Annotated in this window: 19 protein-coding genes; 7 read left to right on the top strand and 12 right to left on the bottom strand. The window is 70.2% G+C overall.

From position 1 onward, the window contains the following. Window positions 1-39: 39 nt before the first annotated feature. The 6 genes from C6C15_RS02145 to C6C15_RS02120 all read right to left on the bottom strand — a co-directional run bounded on the left by C6C15_RS02145 (window position 40) and on the right by C6C15_RS02120 (window position 5050). Window positions 40-1095, bottom strand: a complete 1056-nt coding sequence (locus tag C6C15_RS02145) for a LacI family DNA-binding transcriptional regulator (protein WP_105949175.1) — start codon at window positions 1093-1095, stop codon at window positions 40-42. Between the two features lie 3 nt (window positions 1096-1098). Beyond that, complete coding sequence (locus C6C15_RS02140; protein ID WP_199787683.1) at window positions 1099-1989, bottom strand: carbohydrate ABC transporter permease; 891 nt, start codon at window positions 1987-1989, stop codon at window positions 1099-1101. Next, a complete protein-coding gene (locus C6C15_RS02135; RefSeq protein WP_105949174.1) occupies window positions 1982-2944 on the bottom strand; it encodes a carbohydrate ABC transporter permease in 963 nt (320 codons plus the stop codon). Before C6C15_RS02135 ends, C6C15_RS02140 begins: the two co-directional genes overlap by 8 nt. Window positions 2945-2948: 4 nt before the next feature. Next, complete coding sequence (locus C6C15_RS02130; protein ID WP_105949173.1) at window positions 2949-4208, bottom strand: ABC transporter substrate-binding protein; 1260 nt, start codon at window positions 4206-4208, stop codon at window positions 2949-2951. A 111-nt stretch (window positions 4209-4319) separates the two neighbouring features. Further along, complete coding sequence (locus C6C15_RS02125) at window positions 4320-4679, bottom strand: fluoride efflux transporter FluC (protein WP_060922306.1); 360 nt, start codon at window positions 4677-4679, stop codon at window positions 4320-4322. Further along, window positions 4676-5050, bottom strand: coding sequence for a fluoride efflux transporter FluC (locus C6C15_RS02120; protein WP_234024204.1), 375 nt, complete (start codon window positions 5048-5050; stop codon window positions 4676-4678). The genes C6C15_RS02125 and C6C15_RS02120 overlap by 4 nt, the downstream gene beginning before the upstream one ends. An 87-nt stretch (window positions 5051-5137) precedes the next feature. On the opposite strand from C6C15_RS02120, the gene C6C15_RS02115 reads away from it, so the two are divergent. Beyond that, window positions 5138-6667, top strand: coding sequence for an FAD-dependent oxidoreductase (locus tag C6C15_RS02115; RefSeq protein ID WP_105949171.1), 1530 nt, complete (start codon window positions 5138-5140; stop codon window positions 6665-6667). Between the two features lies 1 nt (window position 6668). On the opposite strand, the gene C6C15_RS02110 is transcribed toward C6C15_RS02115, so the two are convergent. From C6C15_RS02110 to C6C15_RS02100, 3 genes are all read right to left on the bottom strand, one after another. Continuing rightward, window positions 6669-7475 carry a nitroreductase family protein gene (locus C6C15_RS02110; protein WP_105949170.1) on the bottom strand — a complete coding sequence of 269 codons (807 nt, stop codon included), beginning with the start codon at window positions 7473-7475 and terminating at the stop codon, window positions 6669-6671. A gap of 4 nt (window positions 7476-7479) precedes the next feature. Further along, complete coding sequence (locus tag C6C15_RS02105) at window positions 7480-7872, bottom strand: hypothetical protein (RefSeq protein WP_105949169.1); 393 nt, start codon at window positions 7870-7872, stop codon at window positions 7480-7482. A gap of 113 nt (window positions 7873-7985) precedes the next feature. Further along, on the bottom strand, window positions 7986-8870 hold the full coding sequence (locus C6C15_RS02100; protein WP_060922302.1) for a MerR family transcriptional regulator: 885 nt from the start codon (window positions 8868-8870) through the stop codon (window positions 7986-7988). Window positions 8871-9081: 211 nt separating this feature from the next. Here C6C15_RS02100 and C6C15_RS02095 point away from each other — a divergent pair, with 211 nt between their 5' ends. Next, window positions 9082-9921, top strand: a complete 840-nt coding sequence (locus tag C6C15_RS02095; protein WP_105949168.1) for a DUF4097 family beta strand repeat-containing protein — start codon at window positions 9082-9084, stop codon at window positions 9919-9921. Next, entirely contained in the window at window positions 9918-10544 is a 627-nt protein-coding gene (locus tag C6C15_RS02090; protein WP_105949167.1) for a PadR family transcriptional regulator, read from the top strand. Before C6C15_RS02095 ends, C6C15_RS02090 begins: the two co-directional genes overlap by 4 nt. Window positions 10545-10607: 63 nt before the next feature. Here the strand turns inward: C6C15_RS02090 and C6C15_RS02085 are convergent, their stop codons facing one another. Further along, window positions 10608-11150, bottom strand: a complete 543-nt coding sequence (locus C6C15_RS02085; protein WP_060922300.1) for a universal stress protein — start codon at window positions 11148-11150, stop codon at window positions 10608-10610. Window positions 11151-11299: 149 nt separating this feature from the next. On the opposite strand from C6C15_RS02085, the gene C6C15_RS02080 reads away from it, so the two are divergent. The 4 genes from C6C15_RS02080 (at window position 11300) to C6C15_RS02065 (ending at window position 15075) form a co-directional block, all read left to right on the top strand. Continuing rightward, entirely contained in the window at window positions 11300-11491 is a 192-nt protein-coding gene (locus tag C6C15_RS02080) for a DUF3073 domain-containing protein (protein WP_025104705.1), read from the top strand. Between the two features lie 289 nt (window positions 11492-11780). Next, window positions 11781-13094 carry an ABC transporter substrate-binding protein gene (locus C6C15_RS02075; RefSeq protein WP_105949166.1) on the top strand — a complete coding sequence of 438 codons (1314 nt, stop codon included), beginning with the start codon at window positions 11781-11783 and terminating at the stop codon, window positions 13092-13094. 206 nt (window positions 13095-13300) lie between these two features. Then, window positions 13301-14158, top strand: coding sequence for a carbohydrate ABC transporter permease (locus tag C6C15_RS02070; protein ID WP_234024203.1), 858 nt, complete (start codon window positions 13301-13303; stop codon window positions 14156-14158). Continuing rightward, window positions 14155-15075 (top strand): carbohydrate ABC transporter permease, encoded by a 921-nt coding sequence (locus C6C15_RS02065; protein WP_060922297.1) that lies wholly within the window; start codon window positions 14155-14157, stop codon window positions 15073-15075. The genes C6C15_RS02070 and C6C15_RS02065 overlap by 4 nt, the downstream gene beginning before the upstream one ends. Here the strand turns inward: C6C15_RS02065 and C6C15_RS16985 are convergent. Both C6C15_RS16985 and C6C15_RS02060 read right to left on the bottom strand, forming a co-directional pair. Then, on the bottom strand, window positions 15065-15235 hold the full coding sequence (locus C6C15_RS16985) for a hypothetical protein (RefSeq protein WP_158698506.1): 171 nt from the start codon (window positions 15233-15235) through the stop codon (window positions 15065-15067). The two genes, C6C15_RS02065 and C6C15_RS16985, sit on opposite strands and share 11 nt — an antisense overlap. A 135-nt stretch (window positions 15236-15370) precedes the next feature. Further along, window positions 15371-20554, bottom strand: coding sequence for an endo-alpha-N-acetylgalactosaminidase family protein (locus C6C15_RS02060; protein WP_105949164.1), 5184 nt, complete (start codon window positions 20552-20554; stop codon window positions 15371-15373). Window positions 20555-20590: the final 36 nt, after the last annotated feature.

The raw sequence follows: 20590 nt of genomic DNA, 5'->3' as shown, positions 1-20590 counted from the left end.
AGAAGTCCTTCGTGACAGAGGGGGAGAAAGGAGGGGGGCTCAGCGGCCGCGGGAGGCCGGGGCGTCGAGGTCGGTCGACCCTCCGGGCACGAGAGCCCAGGGGAACTCGTGCAGCGCGCCGGGTGAGGGCTCGTTCTCGAGCGCCTTCTCGACGATGATGCGCGCCTGACGCTCGTAGAAGTCCGTGGGGCCGACGGTGGTGAGGGTGGGCGCGATGAGCCGCGCGTCCGGCGTGTTGCCGACGCCGATCACCGCGACGTCGTGCGGGACGCGGAGCCCGAGCATGTGCGCGGCGTTGATCGCGGCGATCGCGGCGAAGTCGGTCGTCGCGTACACGGCGTCCGGGCGGTTCTCCTGCGACAGCAGCTCGATCGCGGCGGTGAAGGCGCTGGCCTGGGTCTCCGCATAGGTCACGGTCCACGCCGGATCCGGGGAGATGCCGGCCGCCGCGAGCTTCTCGACGTACGGCGTGTAGCGCGTGACCCGGGTTCCCGCGAGGCGGACGGCACCCTCCGCGGCGATGCAGCCGATGGCCGTGTGCCGCTCCAGCAGGTGATCCATCGCGAGTTCGCACCCCGGGATCGCGTCCGAGCGGATGACGTCGAAGCCGTCCGGCTCCAGATGCTCCGAGAACACCACGAGCCGCTGGCCGCGCTTGACGAGGTCGCCCAGCCGTCGGGCGTCCTCCTCGTCCAGGCCGACGCCGTCGAGGTACGCCACGTCGCTCTCGACGCGGTCGAGGGCCGCGTGCCAGTCGCCGTCGGCGAGGATCAGCGTCGTGAGCCCGTGCCGGTTCGCCTCGGCGTTCACGGCGTCGGCCACCGCCAGCGACCACGGATCGCTCAGCATGTGCAGGGAGAGCTGCACCATGCCGCTGCGACCCGTGCGGATCGCCCTGGCCGCCGTGTTCGGCCGGTAGTTCAGCTCGTCCGCCGCCGCGAGCACCCGCGCCGCGGTGGCCTCGGCCACGCCCGCGCCGCTCGCGCCTGCTCGCCCGGAGAACACGTACGAGACGGTCGCGGTCGACACCCCGGCACGTTCGGCCACCATCCGCAGGGTCGGTCGGCGGCTCGGGGCGTGCTCACGCTGTGCCATGTCTCAGCCCTTCGTCCCGCTGAACGCGATGCCCTGGATGAACTGCCGCTGCAGGATGATGAACGTCACCAGCATGGGCAGGGTCGCCAGCAGGGCACCCGCCATGAGCACCGGGTAATCGGTGCCGTGGATGCCGACGAGCTGCGAGAGTCCGACCGACAGCGGCATCTTCGCCGGATCGGTCGTCACGATCAGCGGCCACAGCAGATCGTTCCAGGACCACAGCACAGTGAACACCACAAGTGCGATGATGCCAGGCTTCGCGAGCGGAACCATGATCCGCCAGAAGGTCTGCCACGGATTCGCCCCGTCGATGCGCGCCGCCTCCTCCAGCTCGGCCGGCATCGAGAGGAAGAACTGCCGCATCAGGAAGGTCCCGAAGGCGCTGAAGATGCCGGGCACGATGAGCGCCTGCAGCGTGTTCAGCCAGCCGAGGGTCTGGATGATCTCGTACTGCGGCAGCAGGTAGAGCTGCGAGGGCACCATGAGCACCGAGAGGAACACGACGAACAGGGCGTTCCGGCCCGGGAAGGCGATGCGCGCGAACGCGTAGCCCGCCATGGTGCACAGGGCGACCTGCCCGACCGTGCGGCCGACCGTGAGGAGCACGGAGTTCAGGAACATCTGCCCGAACGGCATCGAGTCGAAGACCTCGGCGAAGTTGGTGAACACCCACTCGCGCGGGAGGAACGACGGCGGCACCTGCACCGAGTCGGACAGCGTCTTGAACGAGGTCAGCAGCTGCCAGACGAACGGGAACACCATGAGCGCGGCGCCGACGATGAGCACGACGTGCACGATCCACAGTCCGCGGTTCCGGGGGGTGCCCGCCCTCCGCGATCGTGCGGGGGCCGCACCGACGACCGCACGGGTGTCGAGGGAGACGTCACTCATAGTGCACCCACTTCTTCTGCAGCCGGAACTGCACGATCGTCAGGACGAGGATGATCAGCAGCAGGAGGAAGGCGACGGCGGCGGCGTAGCCGCGGTCGTTGTCGAGGAAACCCGCTTCGTAGAACAGGTAGACGACCGTCCGGGTGTTCGGCATCGCGGGGTTGCTGCGGCCGAGCATCATGTAGATGAGGTCGAACACCTGCAGCGCCCCGATCACGCTGATGACGCTGACGAAGAAGATCGAGGGCGACAGCAGCGGGATCGTGATGGAGAAGAACTTGCGCACGGGGCCCGCCCCGTCGAGGTCGGCCGCCTCCATGATCGTGTCCGGGATGCCCTGGAGTCCGGCGAGGAAGATGACGATGTTGGTCCCGAGGCCGGCCCAGATGCCGACGACGGCGATCGCGATCAGCGCGGTGTTCGGGTCGGTCAGCCAGCCCCGCCCCTCGATGCCGACCGCACCGAGGGCCGCGTTCAGCACACCGTAGTCGCCGTTGTAGATCATGCGCCAGACGAGCGCGATCGCCGCGGGCATGGTGACGACGGGGATGAAGTAGAGGGTGCGGTAGGCGCTGCGGCCCTTCAGACCCGTGGTGTTCAGCAGCGCGGCGATCCCGACCGCGAGGGGGATGCCGATCAGCGCGATCACCGTGTAGACCGCGGTGTTGCGGAGGGCGCCGAGGAGCTCCGGGTCCTGGAACAGCCGCACGTAGTTCTCGAACCCGATCCACTCCGCACCGCCGAACGGCCCCGACTTCGTGAAGGAGATGATGAGCGTGCGCACGGTCGGCCACAGGTAGAACACGGCCAAGCCCAGGGCGGTGGGCCCGAGGAACACCAGAGCCCACCACGGCGAGGCACCGGGCGTGCGGCGCCGCCGGCGGACCCCGGAGGGCGGGGCCTCCGGGGTCCGCCCGGCGGCGGGGGCGACCGCGCGAGGCGCGAGGACGGTCACGCGGTCACTCCTGCTCGGCGTCCAGCGCGGTCTGCATCTGCGCGGCGAGGTCTCGCAGGCCGTCCTTCGGGGAGACCGCTCCGGACCACACCTGGGACAGCACCTCGCTCTCGATGCTCGTCCACGCGGAGGTGTTCTTCGACACGGGGTACGGGACGGCCGTCTCGAGCGCGTCGATGTAGACCTGCAGGTCGTACTGCGGGAGGGCGTCGACCCACGCCTGCTGCGTGCCGTTGTACGCGGGGATCACGGTGCCGGTCTCGGCCTGGATCTTCGCGGCCTGCTCGCCGCTGGCGAAGGCGGCGAAGTCCTTGGCCTCCTCCACGTGCGCGCTCTTGGCGTTCGCGACGTTCCCGACGCCGTGGATCACGCTCTGGTTGCCCTCCGGACCCGCCGGCAGCGGCGCCACGTCGACGCTGCCGCCGATGTCCGCGTTGTCCGCGTAGGCGATGGCGGCCCAGGAGCCGTTCTGGAACATGGCGACCTTGCCCGACAGGAAGAAGTCCTCCGGGTTCGTGTCCGTCATCTGCTGCGCCGTGGGCGAGGAGCCGTCGGCGATGAGGTCGGTCCACAGCTCGATGCCCTCGAGAGCCTCGGGGGAGCCGTATCCGCTCTCGGTGCCGTCCGCGGAGATGACCTCGCCACCGGCCTGCGCGATGGAGTTGTAGAAGTTCTCCTGGCCGTACTGGCTGGCGGCGACGCCGAACTGGCCCTTCGCGGGGTCGGTCAGCTTCGCGGCCGCGGAACGGAAGTCGTCCCAGGTCCAGCCCGCGCTCGGGTACTCCACCCCCGCGGCGTCGAACAGCGCCTTGTTGTACCAGAGCGCGACGGTGTCGAAGTCCTTGGGGGCACCGTAGAGCGCGTCGTCGTAGGTGTAGAGGTCGACGAGCCCCTGAGGGTAGTCGGCGGCGTCCACGTCATCGAGCGGGGCGAGCTGTCCGTTCGAGGCGTAGAGCTGGAAGTTCGGGCCGTTCATCCAGAACACGTCGGCGGCCGAGCCGCCCGTCACCGCGGTCTGGAGCTTGGTGAAGTACTCCTTGTACGGCGTGACCTGGATCTCGATCGAGACGTTCGGGTGCTCCTCGGTGTACGCGGCGGCGATGTCCTCCATCGCGGGCTTCTGGTTCTCGTCCCAGATCGCGTAGCTGAGGGTGATGTCGCCGCCCGACTCCCCGGTGGCGGAGGAGGAGCAGGCGGAGAGTGCCAGGACGGCGGCCGCGGAGGCGGCGAGGGCGCCCAGGGCGCGGCGGGAGGTGCGGGGCATCGAGGTCTCCTTTGACGGGTGCACGAGAAGGCGGTGCGCGATGTTAACCGTTTAGCGTTAAACGATTAGCAGCGAGAGTAGCGCGCGCCGACGGCTCTGCGCAAGCGTCGGTTAGAGCGCAGCCCCCAGCGCCAGCCCCAGTCCCGCGGCGAGGAGACCGAGCACGAGCATGCCGACCGCGTCGAACACGGCGGCGCCCCGTTCGCCGTCTCGCCACAGAGCGACCGCGTCGAGCATCGCGGTGCTGAAGGTCGTGTAGCCGCCGAGCAGACCGGCCCCGAGCACGAACGCCGCCTCCGGCAGCGCCGTCGTCACGAGCCCCAGCGCGAAGGAGCCGGTGAGGTTGACGACGAGGATCCCCCACGGGAACCGACGGCCGACGAGCCGGGCGACTCCGACATCGACGAGATAGCGCAGGACGGCGCCGACGCCCCCGGCGAGCGCGGCGGCGAGGAACAGCAGCGGACTCACGCGGCCCCTCCCCGGCGCGGGCGTCCCACCCGGAGCCCCACGGCTGCCGCGAGGAGACCGAGGACGAGGCTGCCTACGGCATACGCCGCAGCGAGGAGCGGTGCCGACCCCCACAGGGCCAACGTGCCGGTCATGAAGGCGCTGTAGGTCGTGAAGCCGCCGAGGACGCCGGTGCCCAGCAGCAGCCGCAGCTCCGCCGAGGCCGGGAGCCGCGCCGCCACGACCCCGATGAGCAGGGCGCCCAGCACGTTGGCCAGCAGCACCGCGAGGGGGAAACCGCCGGGATCGTCCACGAGGAGTCCGAGGCCCAGCCGCGCCGCCGTCCCGAGCGTGCCGCCGAGCGCGACGAGCAGGACACGACGGAGACTCACGCTCGCCACTGTAGTCGCCGTATGACAGCGCGACCGTCGGATGTCAAGGCGTTGGGGTGGGGGCGGGGACAGGCGTTGACTGTCGGCATGAAGCCCCTCTGGAAGGTCGACCAGGACGCACCCCACGGCACTCCCTTCGATCCCGGCGCGCAGCACGACGTGCTGATCGTCGGGGCGGGCCTGACCGGGCTCTCGACCGCGGTGCTCCTGACCCGCGCCGGACTCGACGTCGTGGTCGTGGACGCGGGGGACGTGGCGGAGCTGTCGACGGGCGGCAACACGGGCAAGCTCTCGCTCCTCCAGGGGCAGCAGCTCGCCACCATCCGGAAGCACCATCCGGCGGCGCTCGTCCAGGCGTACGTCGACGCCAACCGGGCCGGCATGGAGTGGCTCACCGGTTTCGCCGACACCGCCGGCCTGAGCTACACCGAGCGGACCGACCACACCTACGCCCAAGGTCCGGACGGGCTCGAGGCGGTCAGAGCCCAACATGCCGCCGCGCGGGAGGCGGGACTGCCGACGCGGCTGCTCACCGCGGGCGAGTTGTCGACGCCGTTCCCCGTCGCGGGCGCGGTCGCCCTCGATTCGCAGGTGACGATCGACCCGGTCGCCGTCGCCGACGCGCTCGCGAAGGAGTTGCTCGCGGGCGGCGGCACGCTGCACACCGGCGTCCGCGTGACCGGCGCGCACGCCTTCCCGGAGCCCCGGGTGGAGACCACGGCGGGCCCGATGTTCGCCGAGCACATCGTCCTCGCGACGGGGACCCCGATCCTCGACCGGGGCCTGTACTTCTCCAAGGTCGCCGGGATGCGGTCGTACTGCGTCTCGTTCCGGGTCTCCGGCGGGGTGCCGGAGGGTTCGTTCATCTCGGCCGACGGCCCGACGCGGTCCATCCGGCCGGTGTCCGCCGCCGACGGCCCCGCCGACACCGCGCAGCTCGTGGTCGGCGGCAACGGGCATCCGGTCGGCCGCTCGGACGGCGAGACCGCGGCGATCGACGACCTGGTGGACTGGACCCGCCTGCACTTCCCGGATGCGGAGGAGACGCACCGCTGGTCTGCGCAGGACTACCAGTCGCACAACCTCATCCCGTTCGTCGGCGCGCTGCCGCGCGGCCTCGGGCGCATCCGCATGGCCACCGGATATGCGAAATGGGGGCTGTCGAACGCGCCCGCCGCGGCGCTGCGACTCACGGAGGAGATCATCGGGACGAAGCGCAGCGAGCGCCCGTCCTGGATGCTGCGCCTCGGCACCCGACTCACCGTCCCCGCCGATCTCGCGCGCGGCGCCGTCGAGGGCGCGAAGGTGGCCGCCGCCGCCACGAAAGGCTGGGTCGAGGCCGAGACCACGCCGGTCCCGGTTCCGCAGCCCGCGGAGGGCGAAGGCGTCGTGGCGAATCGCGGCGGTCGCCCGGTCGCCATCTCCACGGTCGACGGCGTGACCAGGGCCGTCAGCGCGGTGTGCCCGCACCTCGGCGGCATCCTCGACTGGAACGACGCCGAGTGCACGTGGGACTGCCCGCTGCACGCGTCGCGGTTCGCCGCGGACGGCACACGCATCGAGGGACCGGCGCTGAACGATCTCCCTGAGGTGCCGCGGACGGTCGGGGGCTCCTGACTCAGGTCCGCGGCGGCGGAGCGTCCCATCCCTGCTGCGGGCTGTCGCAGTCCTCGCGGAACACGTACTGCGACACGAGCTTGCGCTGGCTGCTCGACCAGTCGATCGCCGGGCGGCGCTGCTCGGGCGGCAGGTAGCCCAGCCGGTAGACGGCCATGAGCTCCAGGTCGTCGGGCACCCGCAGCAGCCGCACGATCTCGTCCCAGCGTCCCGGCACCTCCATCGGGAACGAGATGAACTGGATGCCCATGCCCAGCTCGACCGTGGTCAGCCAGACGTTCTCCATGGCCGCCCCCATGCTGAACACGGAGTAGAACGAAGACAGCTGCCCGGGCCGGTACTCGCTGCGGTCGAGCATGACGCCCAGGAGTAGCGGCGATCCGGCCACGAGCTTGCGGTTCTCCGAACCCAGCGTCTTCGGCACGCCGAACGTGTTCATGAGCGTCTGACCGCGCTTGGTGAACACCTGGGATGTGAAGGGCCGAAGCGGCGCGGGGAGCTTGTCGAACAGCATGCCGCTGCGCTTCTCCTCCATCTCCTCCTGGCTGAAGCGGAAGTACGGCTTGTACCGCTCGAAGAACGTGCCGTTCGACATGGCCTCCGTCATGCTCTCGCCGGAGATGCGCGCGATCTCGTCGATCGTGTCCCTGTTCTCGATCACCACGAAGCGCCAGGGCTGGCTGTTGAGCTGCGAGGGCGCGCGCCCGGCCGCTTCCAGGAGGATGCGCTGGTGCTCCTCGGAGACGGGGTCGGGCAGGAAGGCCCCGTTCGTGGTCTTGCGGCGGCGGATGGCGTCGAGCAGTTCCATGCGGTCACTTCCGGTCGGAGGGGAGGCGCGAGACCACGAGCCCCGCGAGGACGAAGGGCGCCGCCGTGAGGGCGACGAGCGGGTGCCGCCGGGTGTGCGTCCCTGCGTAGGGGATCGCGGCCAGGGGGACGGCGGCGGGGAGGAGGGCCAGGGCGGCGCGATGGCTGCGCGGCGTGCGGGTGGCGAGACCGGCGACGACGGCGAGTCCGGTCGTCGCGCAGGTCAGGATGTAGAGGGCGTGGTGCACCCAGCGGAAACGACGCGTGTCGATGAGCTGCGCCGCCACCGCGAGCCCGAGGGCGCAGTTCGCCGCATAGGCCGTCGCCGCCGCCGCGAAGGCTCCGGACGCGGGGCGTTCGTCGCGCTCCCGTCGTGCCCGTCGCGCTTGCCCCGTCATGGCACGACCCTACGCCCTCCCCGCCTCCCCCGATCCACCCCCTTGCGTGCGAGCCACCCCCTTGAGTACGACCGCAGCGGGGTGGGTCGCACGCAAGGGGGCCGCTCGACGGATCAGAGGGAGGCTTCCGCGTAGATGCGGAGCGCGTCGCGGACGAACTCCGCGCCGCGCGTGCCACCCGCGGACGTCGCGTAGTTCGCGCCGAAGCGCGGGTCTGCGACGTACATCTCGCCGAGACCGATGACGTAGGCCTTGGCACCCGCGTCCGGTCCCTGCCGGAGCGCGGCGGCGGGAGTGCCCGGTATGCCCGTGAGCCAGGCCACGTGACGGCGCGCGAGCTCCTGCGCCTCGGCGGACGCGGGATCGATACCGCTCTCCGCCGCGGCGATCCAGTCGCGTCCGAGGTCGGACACGCGCTGCTGCCACTCGGCACGCTCGGCGTCGCTCATCCCGCGCCACCAGCGGTCGCTGTCGGCGTAGGCCTTCTTCCCCCAGCGGTCCTCGACCTCCTGCTTGTACTGCGTGTGGTCGAAGCCGTCGAACATGTTCTCTGCCATGAGGTTCTCACCTCCTCTCAATGCCGTGATGGTGGACTCGACCGACGCGATCTGCCGCGCCAGCCTGGTCTGCTCCTCGCGCAGCAGCGCGAGATGCGTCTCGAGCGCCGACGCCTCCGCCGCTGAGCCCCCGCCCTGGGTCCCTGAGCCCCCGCCCTGGGTCCCTGAGCCCCCGCCCTGGGTCCCTGAGCCGCGGACCTGGGTCCCTGAGCCTGTCGAAGGGCCCAGCACCTCCGCGATCTGCGGCAGCCCGAGCCCGAGCTCCCGCAGCAGGAGGATCCGCTGCAACCGCACGAGCGACGCCGCGTCGTAGTGCCGATAGCCATTGGCCGCGATGCGCGACGGAGGCAGCAGCCCGATGTCGTCGTAGTGCCGCAGCGTGCGGCTTGTCGTCCCCGCCAGTCGCGCGATCTCCTGGATCGACCAGTCCTTCTCGTCCATCCCGCTCCCTTCCGGTCGTTCCCCTCCACCGTAGAAGTTGCCGTTACGTCAAGGTCAACCCCGCTCGAATCGCTTGATTGGCTCGATTCCCGGCCGAAATGGGACCAATCAGGCGATTCGAAGCGAAGGCGGGTGTCCAGATCGAGATATATCGTGTTATCGTGACGGCAACACGATATATCGTGAATCCCTCGACACAGGAGAAGCAGACATGACCGAGAAGTGGCTCATCGCCCCCGGCGAGGAACGCGTCATCGACATCGCCTCCGCGACCCGGCTCAAGGTGGGCCTCGTCGGCGGACAGGTCGACGTCATCGCCCACGACGAACCCGGCATCAGGATCGAGGTGCACGGCGTCACCACGAAGGACCTCCGGATCGAGTCCCGCGACGGCGAGGTCGAGATCGACCACCCGCAGCTCGGCTGGGACAACTTCCTGGAGGTGTTCCGGAACTTCGGCTCCGGCGGTCCGCGCGCCGAGGTGAGCGTGGCCGTCCCGCGCGGCATCGCCCTGACCCTCGGCGTCGTGAGCGCCGGCGCCCTCGTGTCTGGCATCCGCAACGACACGCGTCTCAACACCGTGTCCGGCGACATCATCGTCGACACCCTCATCGGCGACCTCAGCGTGAACTCGGTCTCCGGCGACGTGCAGATCCGCAACCTCACCGGCTCGCTCAGCGCCAACAGCGTCTCCGGCGACGTGGCCGTCACGGGCGCCATCCGCAAGGCCACGGTCGACATCGTCTCCGGCGCGACACTGGTGGACGCGGCGGGCGACGTCAACACGATCACCGTGAACTCGGTCTCCGGCGGCACCACGGTGCGGCTCGACGAGTCCCTCGCGGCGAACTACGTCATCCGTTCGCTCAGCGGCCGTCTCCTCATCGACGGCGTCGAGCGCAGCTCGTCCGGCCCGAGCACCTACAACGGCACCACCGGCGAGCTCGCGGGACGCTTCGTCGACCTCCGCGCCAACTCCGTGTCCGGAGGGGTGACGGTCCTCCGCCGCGCTCCGCAGACCATCGAGAACGACCCGGAGTGGGAAGCATGAGCCCCGCGGTCTTCTCCCACGGCGATCTGCGCCTGTACCTGCTGTCGCTGCTCGCGGAGTCCCCGCAGCACGGCTACGGCATCATCCAGTCCCTCACGGATCGGACCGGTGGCACGTACACGCCGAGCGCCGGCACCATCTACCCGCGCCTCGCGAAGCTCGAGGAGGAGGGGCTGGTCACCAAGACCGTCGACGGACGCACGACGATCTATGCGATCACCGAGGCCGGACGCGCCGAGCTGGCCTCGCGCCAGAGCGACCTCGCCGACATCGAGGCGGGCATCACCGACACCGTCCGCCTCATCGCGAACGAGGTGCGCCAGAGCGTGCAGGAGGCGATGAAGAGTCTTCGCGCCGACCTGGCGACAGCCACCAAGGACGACCGGGCGGCGGCGAAGAACAGGCCGCGCACCGCGGGCGACGATGCACGGCTGACCAGCCGCGAGGAGCTGCACCGCGCGGACGCCGTCGTGAACGCCTTCCGCGCCCGCATCCGCACCGACCTGCGCACCCATGTCGCCAAGGGCGGCGTCCTCCCGTCGTCGGTGATCACCGACCTCGAGAACGCGCTGGATCAGGCCGCCCGCAGCGTGACCGTGGCGCTGAGTCAGCCGGACTCCTGAGCCCCTGGCATGACCGCACGAGGCCCCGTCGACATCCGTCGGCGGGGCCTCGTCGTGTGCGGATCACTCCGGCCAGATCTCCTTCTGCTCGTCCGGCACGGACTCCCCCAGGGGGACGACGAGCACGGAGCGGTGCTGGCGATGGGCGAGGCGCGCGGCGACGGAGCCGGTGAAGAACTCCCGGATGGACTCACCGATACCGCGCTTGCGGGTACCGACGACGATGAGCTGCGCGTCGAGCTTGTTCGCGAGCTGCTTGATGGCCAGCGCCGGGTCGCCGACGAGCTGACGTGCCGTCCAGGTGACGCCCTTGCCGTCGAGCACCGTGGCCGCTGCCGCCTCGACGGCCTCGAACTCGGCAGCCCCCGCGTCGAAGTTGATGTCGATGGGAGCGGAGTGCACGTAGCCGTCCGGATCCTCGTAGGTGACGAAGCGCGTGATGTCGACGTGGGCCACCACGAGCGGTGCGTTCAGCAGCCGGGCGAAGCGGACGGCCTCATCGAGAACGTGCGGGTCCTGGTCGAGCTGCATCCCGACGATCACGGCCTTCTGCAGAGCGGCGTTCTGCGTGGCCTCGTCGGACGGAGTGGAGGTGCTGTCGGTCATGGAGATCGCTCCCTTCGCCGGCCTGGCCGCGGCCAGGGTCTGTTCCCCGCGTGCTATCCTGAATGCTACTCTTACCGGCCTCGAGCCGGTGTCGTGAATGACTCGGGCGCCCGTCTGCCCGCAGCTTAACTCGTGAGGGGGTCTCAGGCATGGGCCGTGGCCGTCAGAAGGCGAAGCACACCAAGATCGCCCGCGAACTCAAGGCGTACAGTCCGTCGGTGAACTACTCGGCGCTGGAGCGCGAGCTCGCGCATTCGAGCGACTCCGACGAAGACGCCTACGTCGACAAGTGGGCCGACGAGTACGCGGACGAAGACGAAGACGAACTAGAGAAGGCGTAGCCCCTCGGTTCGAAACACCCGCACGGCTCGTGCGGGTGTTTCGTCGTTCCCGGGCGGCTGCGGGCGGGCGGCGTCGCGCGCTGCCGTGATCACGCCTGCCGCCCGAACCCGATGCCTCCGGCATGTCAGCGCTCCCTCGACGCGAGCCGAATGCGTCGCCAGACCGCTGATCCACGTCTTGTGAGCGCAAACATTTTCTGATTTGATGTGCATGTGATCGACGGCGCACCCTCGCCGCGTCCCCGCTTCGGGCGATCCGCAGGAACATGACCTCAAAGAGGAGAACAGCATGGCACCCACCTCACGCACCCCCCGCGTCGCCGCGGTCGTCGCCCTCGGCGCGGTGTCGGCGTTAGGACTCGCGGCCTGCGCCCCGGCCGCCTCCGGGGGCGGCGACGCCGGCGGTGAGCCCGTCACCATCGAGTACATGCACCGCCTCCCCGACGGCGAGGGCATGACCACGGTCGCGGAGATCGTCGACCGCTGGAACGAGGAGCACCCCGACATCCAGGTCAAGGCCACGAAGTTCGACGGCAAGGCCAGCGACATGATCCTCAAGCTCGAGACCGACATCAAGGCCGGGAACGGTCCTTGCCTCGCGCAGACCGGATACTCCGAGGTGCCGCAGCTCTACGTGAAGGGGCTGCTGGAGGACGTCGCCGCGGAGGCCGAGAAGTACGAGGACCACTACTCGGCGGGAGCGTTCAGCGGCATGCGGGTCGGTGACGCCATCGTGGGCCTCCCGCAGGACACCGGACCCCTCGTCTACTTCTACAACACCGCGGAGTTCGACGCGCTCGGCCTCGACGCCCCGGCGACGCTCGACGACCTGACCGCCGCCTCCGCCACGGCCGCCGCCGCCGGCAAGTTCGTCACGGCGTTCACACCGGACGAGGCGCAGAACTGGCTCTCCGGACAGGCTGCCGCCGCCGGAGACACCTGGTTCTCCACGGAGGGCGAGGAGTGGAAGGTGGACGCCGAGGGTGCGGGCTCCGAGCGGGTCGCCGCCTTCTGGCAGGGCCTGCTCGACGGCAAGCAGACGCTCGCGACCGAGCGTTGGGGCGAGGGCTTCACGGCGGCGCTGAACGACGGCAGCCTCATCGGCCACGTCGGCGCGGCGTGGGAGGCCGGATTCCTCCTCGACTCCCTGGACGGCACCCCGGCCGAGGGGCAGTGGCGCGTCGCCCAGCTCCCCGACTTCGGCGCCGGGGCGATGACCGGCCCCGACGGCGGGTCCGGCGTCTCGGTCATGAAGGGCTGCGAGAACCCCGAGGCCGCCATGGAGTTCAACGACTGGTTCAACACGCAGGTCGACGACCTCGCCTCCCAGGGCCTCGTCGTCGCCGCGAAGGGCGAGGTGGAGACGCCCGAGAAGATGCTGCGTCAGTTCGGCGGTCAGGATGTGCTCGCCGAGCTCGGCACCGCCACCGAGAACCTCAACCCCGACTTCCCCTACGCCCCCGGCTTCTCGACGCTGGCGAACATGAACGAGACGGCCGCCGCGGCCGCCGCCGGCACCGCCACCGTCGCCGACATCTTCACGACGGCGCAGGACACCGCCGTCGCGTCGCTGAAGGACCTCGGCCTTCCGGTCGCGGAATGACCGGACCGGACGGCATCATCGGATGAACGACGGCGGAGTGCACGGGCGATCGTGCACTCCGCCGTCGTCGTGAGAGCGAGAGGCACATCATGGCCACAGTGATTGAGACGAGGGCAGCGGCGCCGCTCCCTCCCGCGCGCCGTCCCGTCGCCCCGTCGACCCGTCGATCGCGGATCCGAAGAGAGGGCCTGACCGGGTGGCTGTTCATGGCGCCGTTCGCGCTGCTGTTCGCCGTCGTCTTCCTCATCCCGATCATCGTGTCGGTCCGGTCGTCGTTCTTCGCCCAGGTACCCGCCGGCGGCGGCCTGTACGGCGGCGGTGAGCTCGTCGACACCTTCGTCGGCCTCGACAATTTCGCCGCGGCGGCGACCGACGGCGCCTTCTGGGCCGGCATGGGACGGGTCGTGCTCTACGCGGCGTTCCAGATCCCGGTGATGATCATCGCGGCCCTCGCCCTGGCCCTGCTGCTGGACTCGTTCATCGTGCGCCGCCCCGCGCTGTTCCGCCTCGCCTTCTTCCTCCCGTACGCGGTCCCCGGCATCATCGCGGCGATGATGTGGCTCTACCTCTACACGCCCGAGGTGTCGCCCTTCCTGCCGTATCTGCCGGAGGGGACCGACCTCATGTCGCCGCAGACGATCCTCTTCTCGATGGCGAACATGACGACGTGGACGTACACGGGCTACAACATGCTCATCTTCCTGAGCGCCCTGCAGGCCATCCCGCGCGACCTCTACGAGGCCGCCCGCCTGGACGGCGCGACGGGATTCCAGATCGCGACCCGCATCAAGGTGCCGCTCGTACGCGGTGCCGCGCTGCTGGCCGTGCTGCTGTCGATCATCGGCACGATCCAGCTGTTCAACGAGCCGGTCATCCTGGAGGCTGCGAACTCCTGGATGGGCAAGGACTTCACGCCGATGATGCTCACCTACAACACGATGATGGGCGAGCTGTCGCCGTCGGGCAGCGGTCCGGCGTCGGCGTACTCGCTGCTCATGGCCGGCATCGCGGGTGTGCTCGCGATCGTGTACGCACTGCTCCAGCGGCGGAAGAGCGACGCATGACCACCACACGACTCGTCACCGTGGCTCCGCCGACGAAGCGGCGCTCCCGCAGGCCGCAGGCGGCGGACGCCCCTCCTCCTTCGATCGCCCCCGGCCCCGCCGCGCGCACGTTCGGCATCATCGCCCTCGTCGTCGCCACCTTGTACTTCCTCGTACCGGTGTTCTGGCTCGTGGTCGCCTCGACGAAGAACAACACCGACCTCACGTCGACGTTCGGCTTCTGGTTCGCCGAGCCGAACCTCGCTGCCAACTACGACAGCCTCATGGGCTGGACGCAGGGGCTGTTCTGGCGCTGGGTCGGCAACTCCCTGTTCTACTCGCTCAGCGCCGGGGTCATCGGCACGCTGTTCGCCGTGATGGCCGGCTACGCGATCGCCAAGTTCGCCTTCCCCGGGAAGAAGCTCGCGGTCGGCATCATCATGGCGGGGCTCCTCCTGCCCGTCGCCCTCCTCACGGTGCCGCTGTACATCGAGTTCCAGGCGCTCGGCCTCACGAACACGGTGTGGGCGATCATCATCCCCTCGGCGGTCTCGCCGTTCGGCGTCTTCCTCGGCATGGTCTACGCGCAGTCCTCGGTGCCGACGGAGCTGCTGGAGGCCGCCCGCATCGACGGCGCCGGTGAGGCCCGGATCTTCTTCACGATCGTGCTGCGGCTGCTCGGCCCCGCGATGGTGACGATCTTCCTGTTCATCTTCGTGGCCACGTGGAACAACTTCCTCCTCCCGCTCATGATGATCTCCAGCCCCGACCTCAAGCCGGTCACGCTCGGCCTCTACGGCATGATGAGCTACTTCTCCCCCGACAAGGGCGCCGTCATGCTCGGGGCACTGCTCGGCGTGATCCCGCTCATCGCCCTGTTCTTCACGCTGCAGAAGTACTGGCGCTCCGGTCTCGCCGCCGGCGCCGTCAAGGGCTAGGCACCTCGACCGCGCACAGACCGGAGGCCGCCGGCGCGAGCCTCCGGTCGTGCGTGAGGAGGGGCAGCAGAAACTCGTCCTCCAGCCGCGACCCCAGGACACCGGTCGACGTTCCGGTGCAGACCAGGTCGACGACGATCGAGGCGTCGACGACGGTCACCGCCCGGCGCGCCCCTCGTGCACCGGGACATGCTCTCCCGCCCCGGAACTGCGACCCGTGGAGAACCGGCAAACTCCCCGCCGCGTGCAGAAGAGGCCCGGGGCGAACCCCGGGCCTCTTTGTGCGCAGACGGACTCAGCTGCGTCGCCGCCGCCAGAGCCCCGCGCCGAGGGCGCTCAGCGCGAGAGCCCCGACAGCCACCGCCAGCCAGGTCATCCCCTCCGCGCCGGTCGTGGCCAGCGCCCCGCCCGCGGCGGTCGCGGCCGCGGTGACCGCGAGATCCGCACGGGCCAGCTCGGCGCCCTCGGCGTCCGTCGCAACGAGCGCATGGGCACCCGCGGGCGTGCCCGCCGGGATGAGGACGGTCGCGACCGCGCTGCCGTCGGCGGCGATCGTCACCTCCCCCACGCGGACCGGCTCCGAGTGGAGCCAGAGCTGCACGACCGCCTCGGGGTCGAAGCCGCGGAGCTGCACGCGGAGGGAGTCTCCTGCCGCCGCGGTGCCGACCGACGGGGTGAGGACGGCTTTCTTCGCAGGCTTCGCCTTCTTGACTGTGAGGGCGGCGCCGGCCACCTCCGCGCCGGAGGCGTCCTTGACGAGGAAGCGGTGCTTCCCGACCGTCGCATCCGCGGGGATGAGCACGCGGGTGGTCAGCGCGCCGCGCGCATCGACCGTCGCGTCCGCGAGCCGCACGCCGTCGAGCCAGAACGAGACGACGCCGTCGGGCGCGAAGCCCGAGAGCACGGCCTCGACCGTCTCCCCCGCCCGCACGGAATCCGCGCCGAGCGTCAACGCCGGATCGGTCTCCGCAGCACAGGCCCCGAGGTCGTCCTCGGGCCGCTTCTCCGGGGCGTGCCCCGCCTGCGGGACGGTGGTGCCGTACACCGCCATCTCCGCCACGGCGGCGAACGGCGTGCCCGAGATCGACGAGGTCGCCGTCACCCGCACGTATCGCGCCGTGGTCGCGTCGAAGTCGACATCCTGCCACTCCGCGACGTTCTTCCACTCACCCGCCGCGACGTCGGTGAAGGTCTGCCCGTCGGCGGAGACCGCGACCTGGAAGCCCTTGATGGGGCCGTTCTGGTTCGCGCCGCGCCGCAGATAGGAGATGCCGTCGACCGTCTCCGCCGCCCCGAGATCGAACGTGAGCACGTGCGGATACCCGGGGGCGTCGCTGCTCCAGCGGCTGTGCCAGAACGTCCCGGCGTTGCCGTCGAGCATGTTCGCCGCCTCGCCGTCCTCACCAGCGGTCTCCTCGGAGCTCGCGGTCGCGGTGATCTGCGCGTTCGGGATGCGGGCACGGGAGGCGACAGCCGCCTCCTGCGCGGTCTGCACGGTCCGCACGTCGCAGTCGACGAGGTAGGTGGCTGCGATGCCGATGCTCACCGGAGAGCCCGCGGCCGACGCCGGTGCCGTCAGTAGCCAGTCCGTCGTCACGCTCTCGCCGGGGGCGACCTTCGCGAACAGGTTCGACGACCCGTCTGCGACCTCGACGGTGTAGCCCTCCGGGAGGTCGAGCTGCACACCGACGTTCTCCGCCAGGATGTCCTCGCTGTTGGTGAAGGTCGTGGTGAAGGGTGTCTGCGCCCCCGGGCTCAGGGTCACGGCCTCGCCGGAGACCGTGGCGCACGGGGTGCCACCCTCCGTCGGACCGAGGTCGGTGACCGTGAAGTCGTCGAGGACGAAGTCGACGTCCGGGCCGCCGACGCGCTCCAGACCGACCCATGTGTAGTCGCCGCACCCCACGATCACGTCCTCCTGGAACGCGGTGGTCTCCAGGGCCTGCACGACGGGGGTGCGACGCAGGGTCGTCGAGGAGATCTCCCCGCCGAGCACGGCGTCGGTGCCGGTCAGCCAGCGGTAGGCCCCGCTCGCACCGGCCTGGTAGTCGAACCCGATGCGATAGGTGTGCCCGGCCTGCAGCGGTACCAGCGTGGGGTCGGTCCGGTAGACGACGCCGGAGTTCTCGGAGTGGGACATCAGCGAGTGCTCGCCGGTGAGAGTGGTGTCCACCGCCAGCCCCGCGAGCGCTCCGCTGTCGAACGGCTTGGCCGTGTTGCGCCAGTCGCTCGTCGTGTACGGGTCGTGCCGCCGCGAGATGCTCGTGCGCGGGTCGTCGATGCCGTTGGCGTCGCCCTTCACGAACGGGCCCCAGCCGGGCTGATTGCCCTCGAAGTCGTTCGAGTACACGGTGCCGGACGCGGCGGGGGCCGTCGTATCCACCATCACCCTGGCGTTGTCGATCCGTACCGTCGCGTCGCCGGCGACCGCCGAGACCGAGACGGTCACCTCGCCGGAGGCCGGGGCGACGAACGACACCGATCCGCGCTGGTAGTACTGTCCGGCCTTGGAGTCGGCGCGCATGTAGTTGTACGTCGGGGAGAGGTTCCAGGTGCGGCTCACGACGCCGCCCCCGGTGTCGACCGCGACGCTCACGTCCCGCGTGGCCGTCGGATCGATCTGCACCTGCGCGGAGAACGCGTAGCGCTTCCCGGGGGTGAGGCCGGTGACGGTCTGCGAGATCGCGGAGGGGGACGAGCCGAACACCGCGATGTTGTCGCCCCGTGAGGCGTTCTTCGCCGCGCCGAGGTCCGTGCGCTCGATGGTCACGTCACCCCGGGGGTTCCAGCCGTCGAGCGCGCCCGAGTTGAACCCGGGATCGGTCAGGCCCGCGTCGCGGTACTCGATCGCCGCCCGCTGCGCTCCGCCCTGAGGCACGACGACGTAGGCCGCCCCCTTCTCACCGGACAGCGTCAGCTTGCCGTCGAGCGCGGTGACGGTGCGCACCTTCTCGCGGCCCTGGTCGCCGAGCGCGAACACGTCGAAGGTCGTGTTCCCGCGGAAGGCGTCCGTGAGACCGAACGTCTTCTCGCCGCCGGAGGCCGTGAAGAAGTACATCTTGTCCGCGTCGACGGGCGAACCCGACTCGGCGCTCGACTCCAGCGACTGCCACGGCAGCAGGTAGGAGTCGCCGCGAAGAACGGTCGCGCCGTCCATCGTGACGACCCGCGTGCCGCCGTCGATCCGAACAGCCACGTCGTCGGTGAACGTCGCCTCGACCCCCGCCTCGTACGTCTGCAGGTCGAAGTGCTGCAGGAACTTCGTCGGCAGGCTCTGCGACCAGATGTTGCCGATGAAGCCGTCCCAGTTGCGGTTGCCCACCCAGCCCTCGGCATCGACGAGACGCTGCTGGCCGAGCAGGACGTCGTCGTTCCAGACGTCCGCCTGCGCGTTCTGGATGAACCGGACCATGGTGGAGTTGATGCCCTTGTTGTCCTTGCCGCCGTAGGCGAGGTCGTTCGGCCAGTGCGACCAGACCGTGCTGTCGACGAACTTGTCGCCCCACTCGGTCGCGACCTCCAGGTCCATGGCGTTCAGTTCGTCCGCGAGCTCCTCGGCCACCCAGCCGTTGGAGTAGTACACGTCGATGTAGACGCCGCTGAGCCCGGGCACCTCGTCCCGCAGCTGCTGGAAGCGGTCGAGCACGCGTCCCGTGCCGAGGTCGGTCTGCTGATTGATGTAGTACGACTGGTCGAGCCAGTTCCAGCCCGGCTTGTAGGGCGGTGTGCCGTCGAGGATCGCGGCGTCGAACGCGTCCGCCTGGGGGTAGATCTCCGTGGCGTTGACGTGCACGCTCATGTCTGCGTTGAGCTTCGCCCCCTCGTCGACGAGGCGGTTGAGGTCGGCGAGGCCGCCCGCGCGCTCGTTGTAGTTCCCGCCGTAGTCGGTGTTCGCGGAGTCGTGGCCCTCGCTGCCGAAGCCCTTGTTGAGCACCCACTGCCCCAGGCCGTCGGTCTGGTTCGCGATGCGCTTGGTGTTGTCGAGCACGAGGTCGAAGTAGTTCGTGGCGCTGGAGGCGAAGTTGAACGGGATGCGGCTGACCACGCGGTCGGCCACCCGGTCGGCACCGAGGCGCGGGGCATCGACCTCGCGGTAGCGGATCGCGGCGTCCTGCCAGTCCACGGTCTCGTCGCCGTTGCGGTCGGCGGTGAGGAGCACCGTGACCTTCGGCAGGGCGTAGGTCGTCACCCGGCTGTCGACGGCGGTGGTCGGATGGATGAGCCAGGTGTTCGAGCCGATCTCCGCGGTCCGGCCGTCGGCCGCAGTCACCCGCGTCGTGAGCCGGGTGTTCCACGAGGCGGTGCCGCCGGAGGCCTGCGTCGTCGCGTTCGTGATCACGCTGCCGGCGAGGGTCCCGTGGCCGAGGAACGCGAAGGCCGCGCCCTTCGTGCCGGTGGCCGTCGTCGCGCCCACCGCGATGTGCTCGTCGGCGTTCGTGGTGCTGTTCGGGCTGATGACGGTGCGGTCGAGGACGGCGCCGTCCGCGGCCGTCGCGGAGAGGAAGGCGTTGTCGGGGAGCCCCAGGGTGTTCACCGCAGCGGAGCCGTCGACTCCGGCCACGGTGAACTCGACCGTGCCGTTCGCCGCGACCCGGATGCTGCTGCGAACCGTGACGTCGATGCCGGTCAGGGTCGAGACGTAGTCGACGCCGGTCGCCGTCGCCGTGGAGGTGGTGGTCGACGCATAGGCGGTGCCGTTGACCGCCCAGGTGCGCGCGGAGCCCTTCTGCCCGCCGAGGCGCTCATCGCCCACGCGGTAACCGAGGATCTGCGGGAACGCGGAGGAGACGGTGGCCGTGGTGCCGCCCGCGGCGATCTCGACGGTGTCCCCGGGCTCCGGCTGCTCCGGCGTCTCCGGCTCGGTCACGATCGGCGGGAGCTCCTCGTCGGAGAGCACCTGGATCTCGCCGGCGCCGCCGCCCGTGGTGCCCTGCGCATCGATGATGAGGAGGGCGACGTACCGGCCGTCCTTCGCAGTGTCCAGCGTGATGCGCTGCTTCTCGTCGTTCGCGGTGGGCGCGTGCAGCGTCGCGGCCGCCGCGGCGGCGCCCCATCCCCCGTCGGCCGGCGAGGTGCGCGCGGCGTCGGCGTCGTCCGTGACGTACACCTCGACGGTCTTCGCCGCGACGCTCTGCCCCCGCTTGACCGAATAGTCCAGCGCCTTCACCGAGAGGGACCGCTGCAGATCGAGGGAGATCCAGTGCGGGAAAGGGGCGTTGGCCGAGTACCTCGACGTCCACTGCGTCGCGTAGTCGCCGTCGAAGGCACCGAGAGCCGTGCCGTCGAGCGAAGGCGGCGCCGGATACGGATCGGCTTCGCTGGACACCGCGTGCAGTCGGTAGTCCGCGTGCGGGACGGGGACGAGATCGGCGGCCTGCGCCGCGGTCGCGGGGAGGAGCGCTCCGCCGAGCGCGAGGGCCGTCGCCAGCAGGGAGCTGACGGCGACGGCGGTGCGCGGCGGTCGGGAAGATGTCGACACGTCTTGCCTCTCGAACGGTGCGACGGCCGGAGGAAA

It is taken from the genome of Microbacterium sp. str. 'China' (genome assembly GCF_002993305.1).
Lineage (GTDB): Bacteria > Actinomycetota > Actinomycetes > Actinomycetales > Microbacteriaceae > Microbacterium > Microbacterium paraoxydans.
Note: the sequence above shows the minus strand (reverse complement) of the source record. Positions and strands in the feature narration are given on the sequence as shown.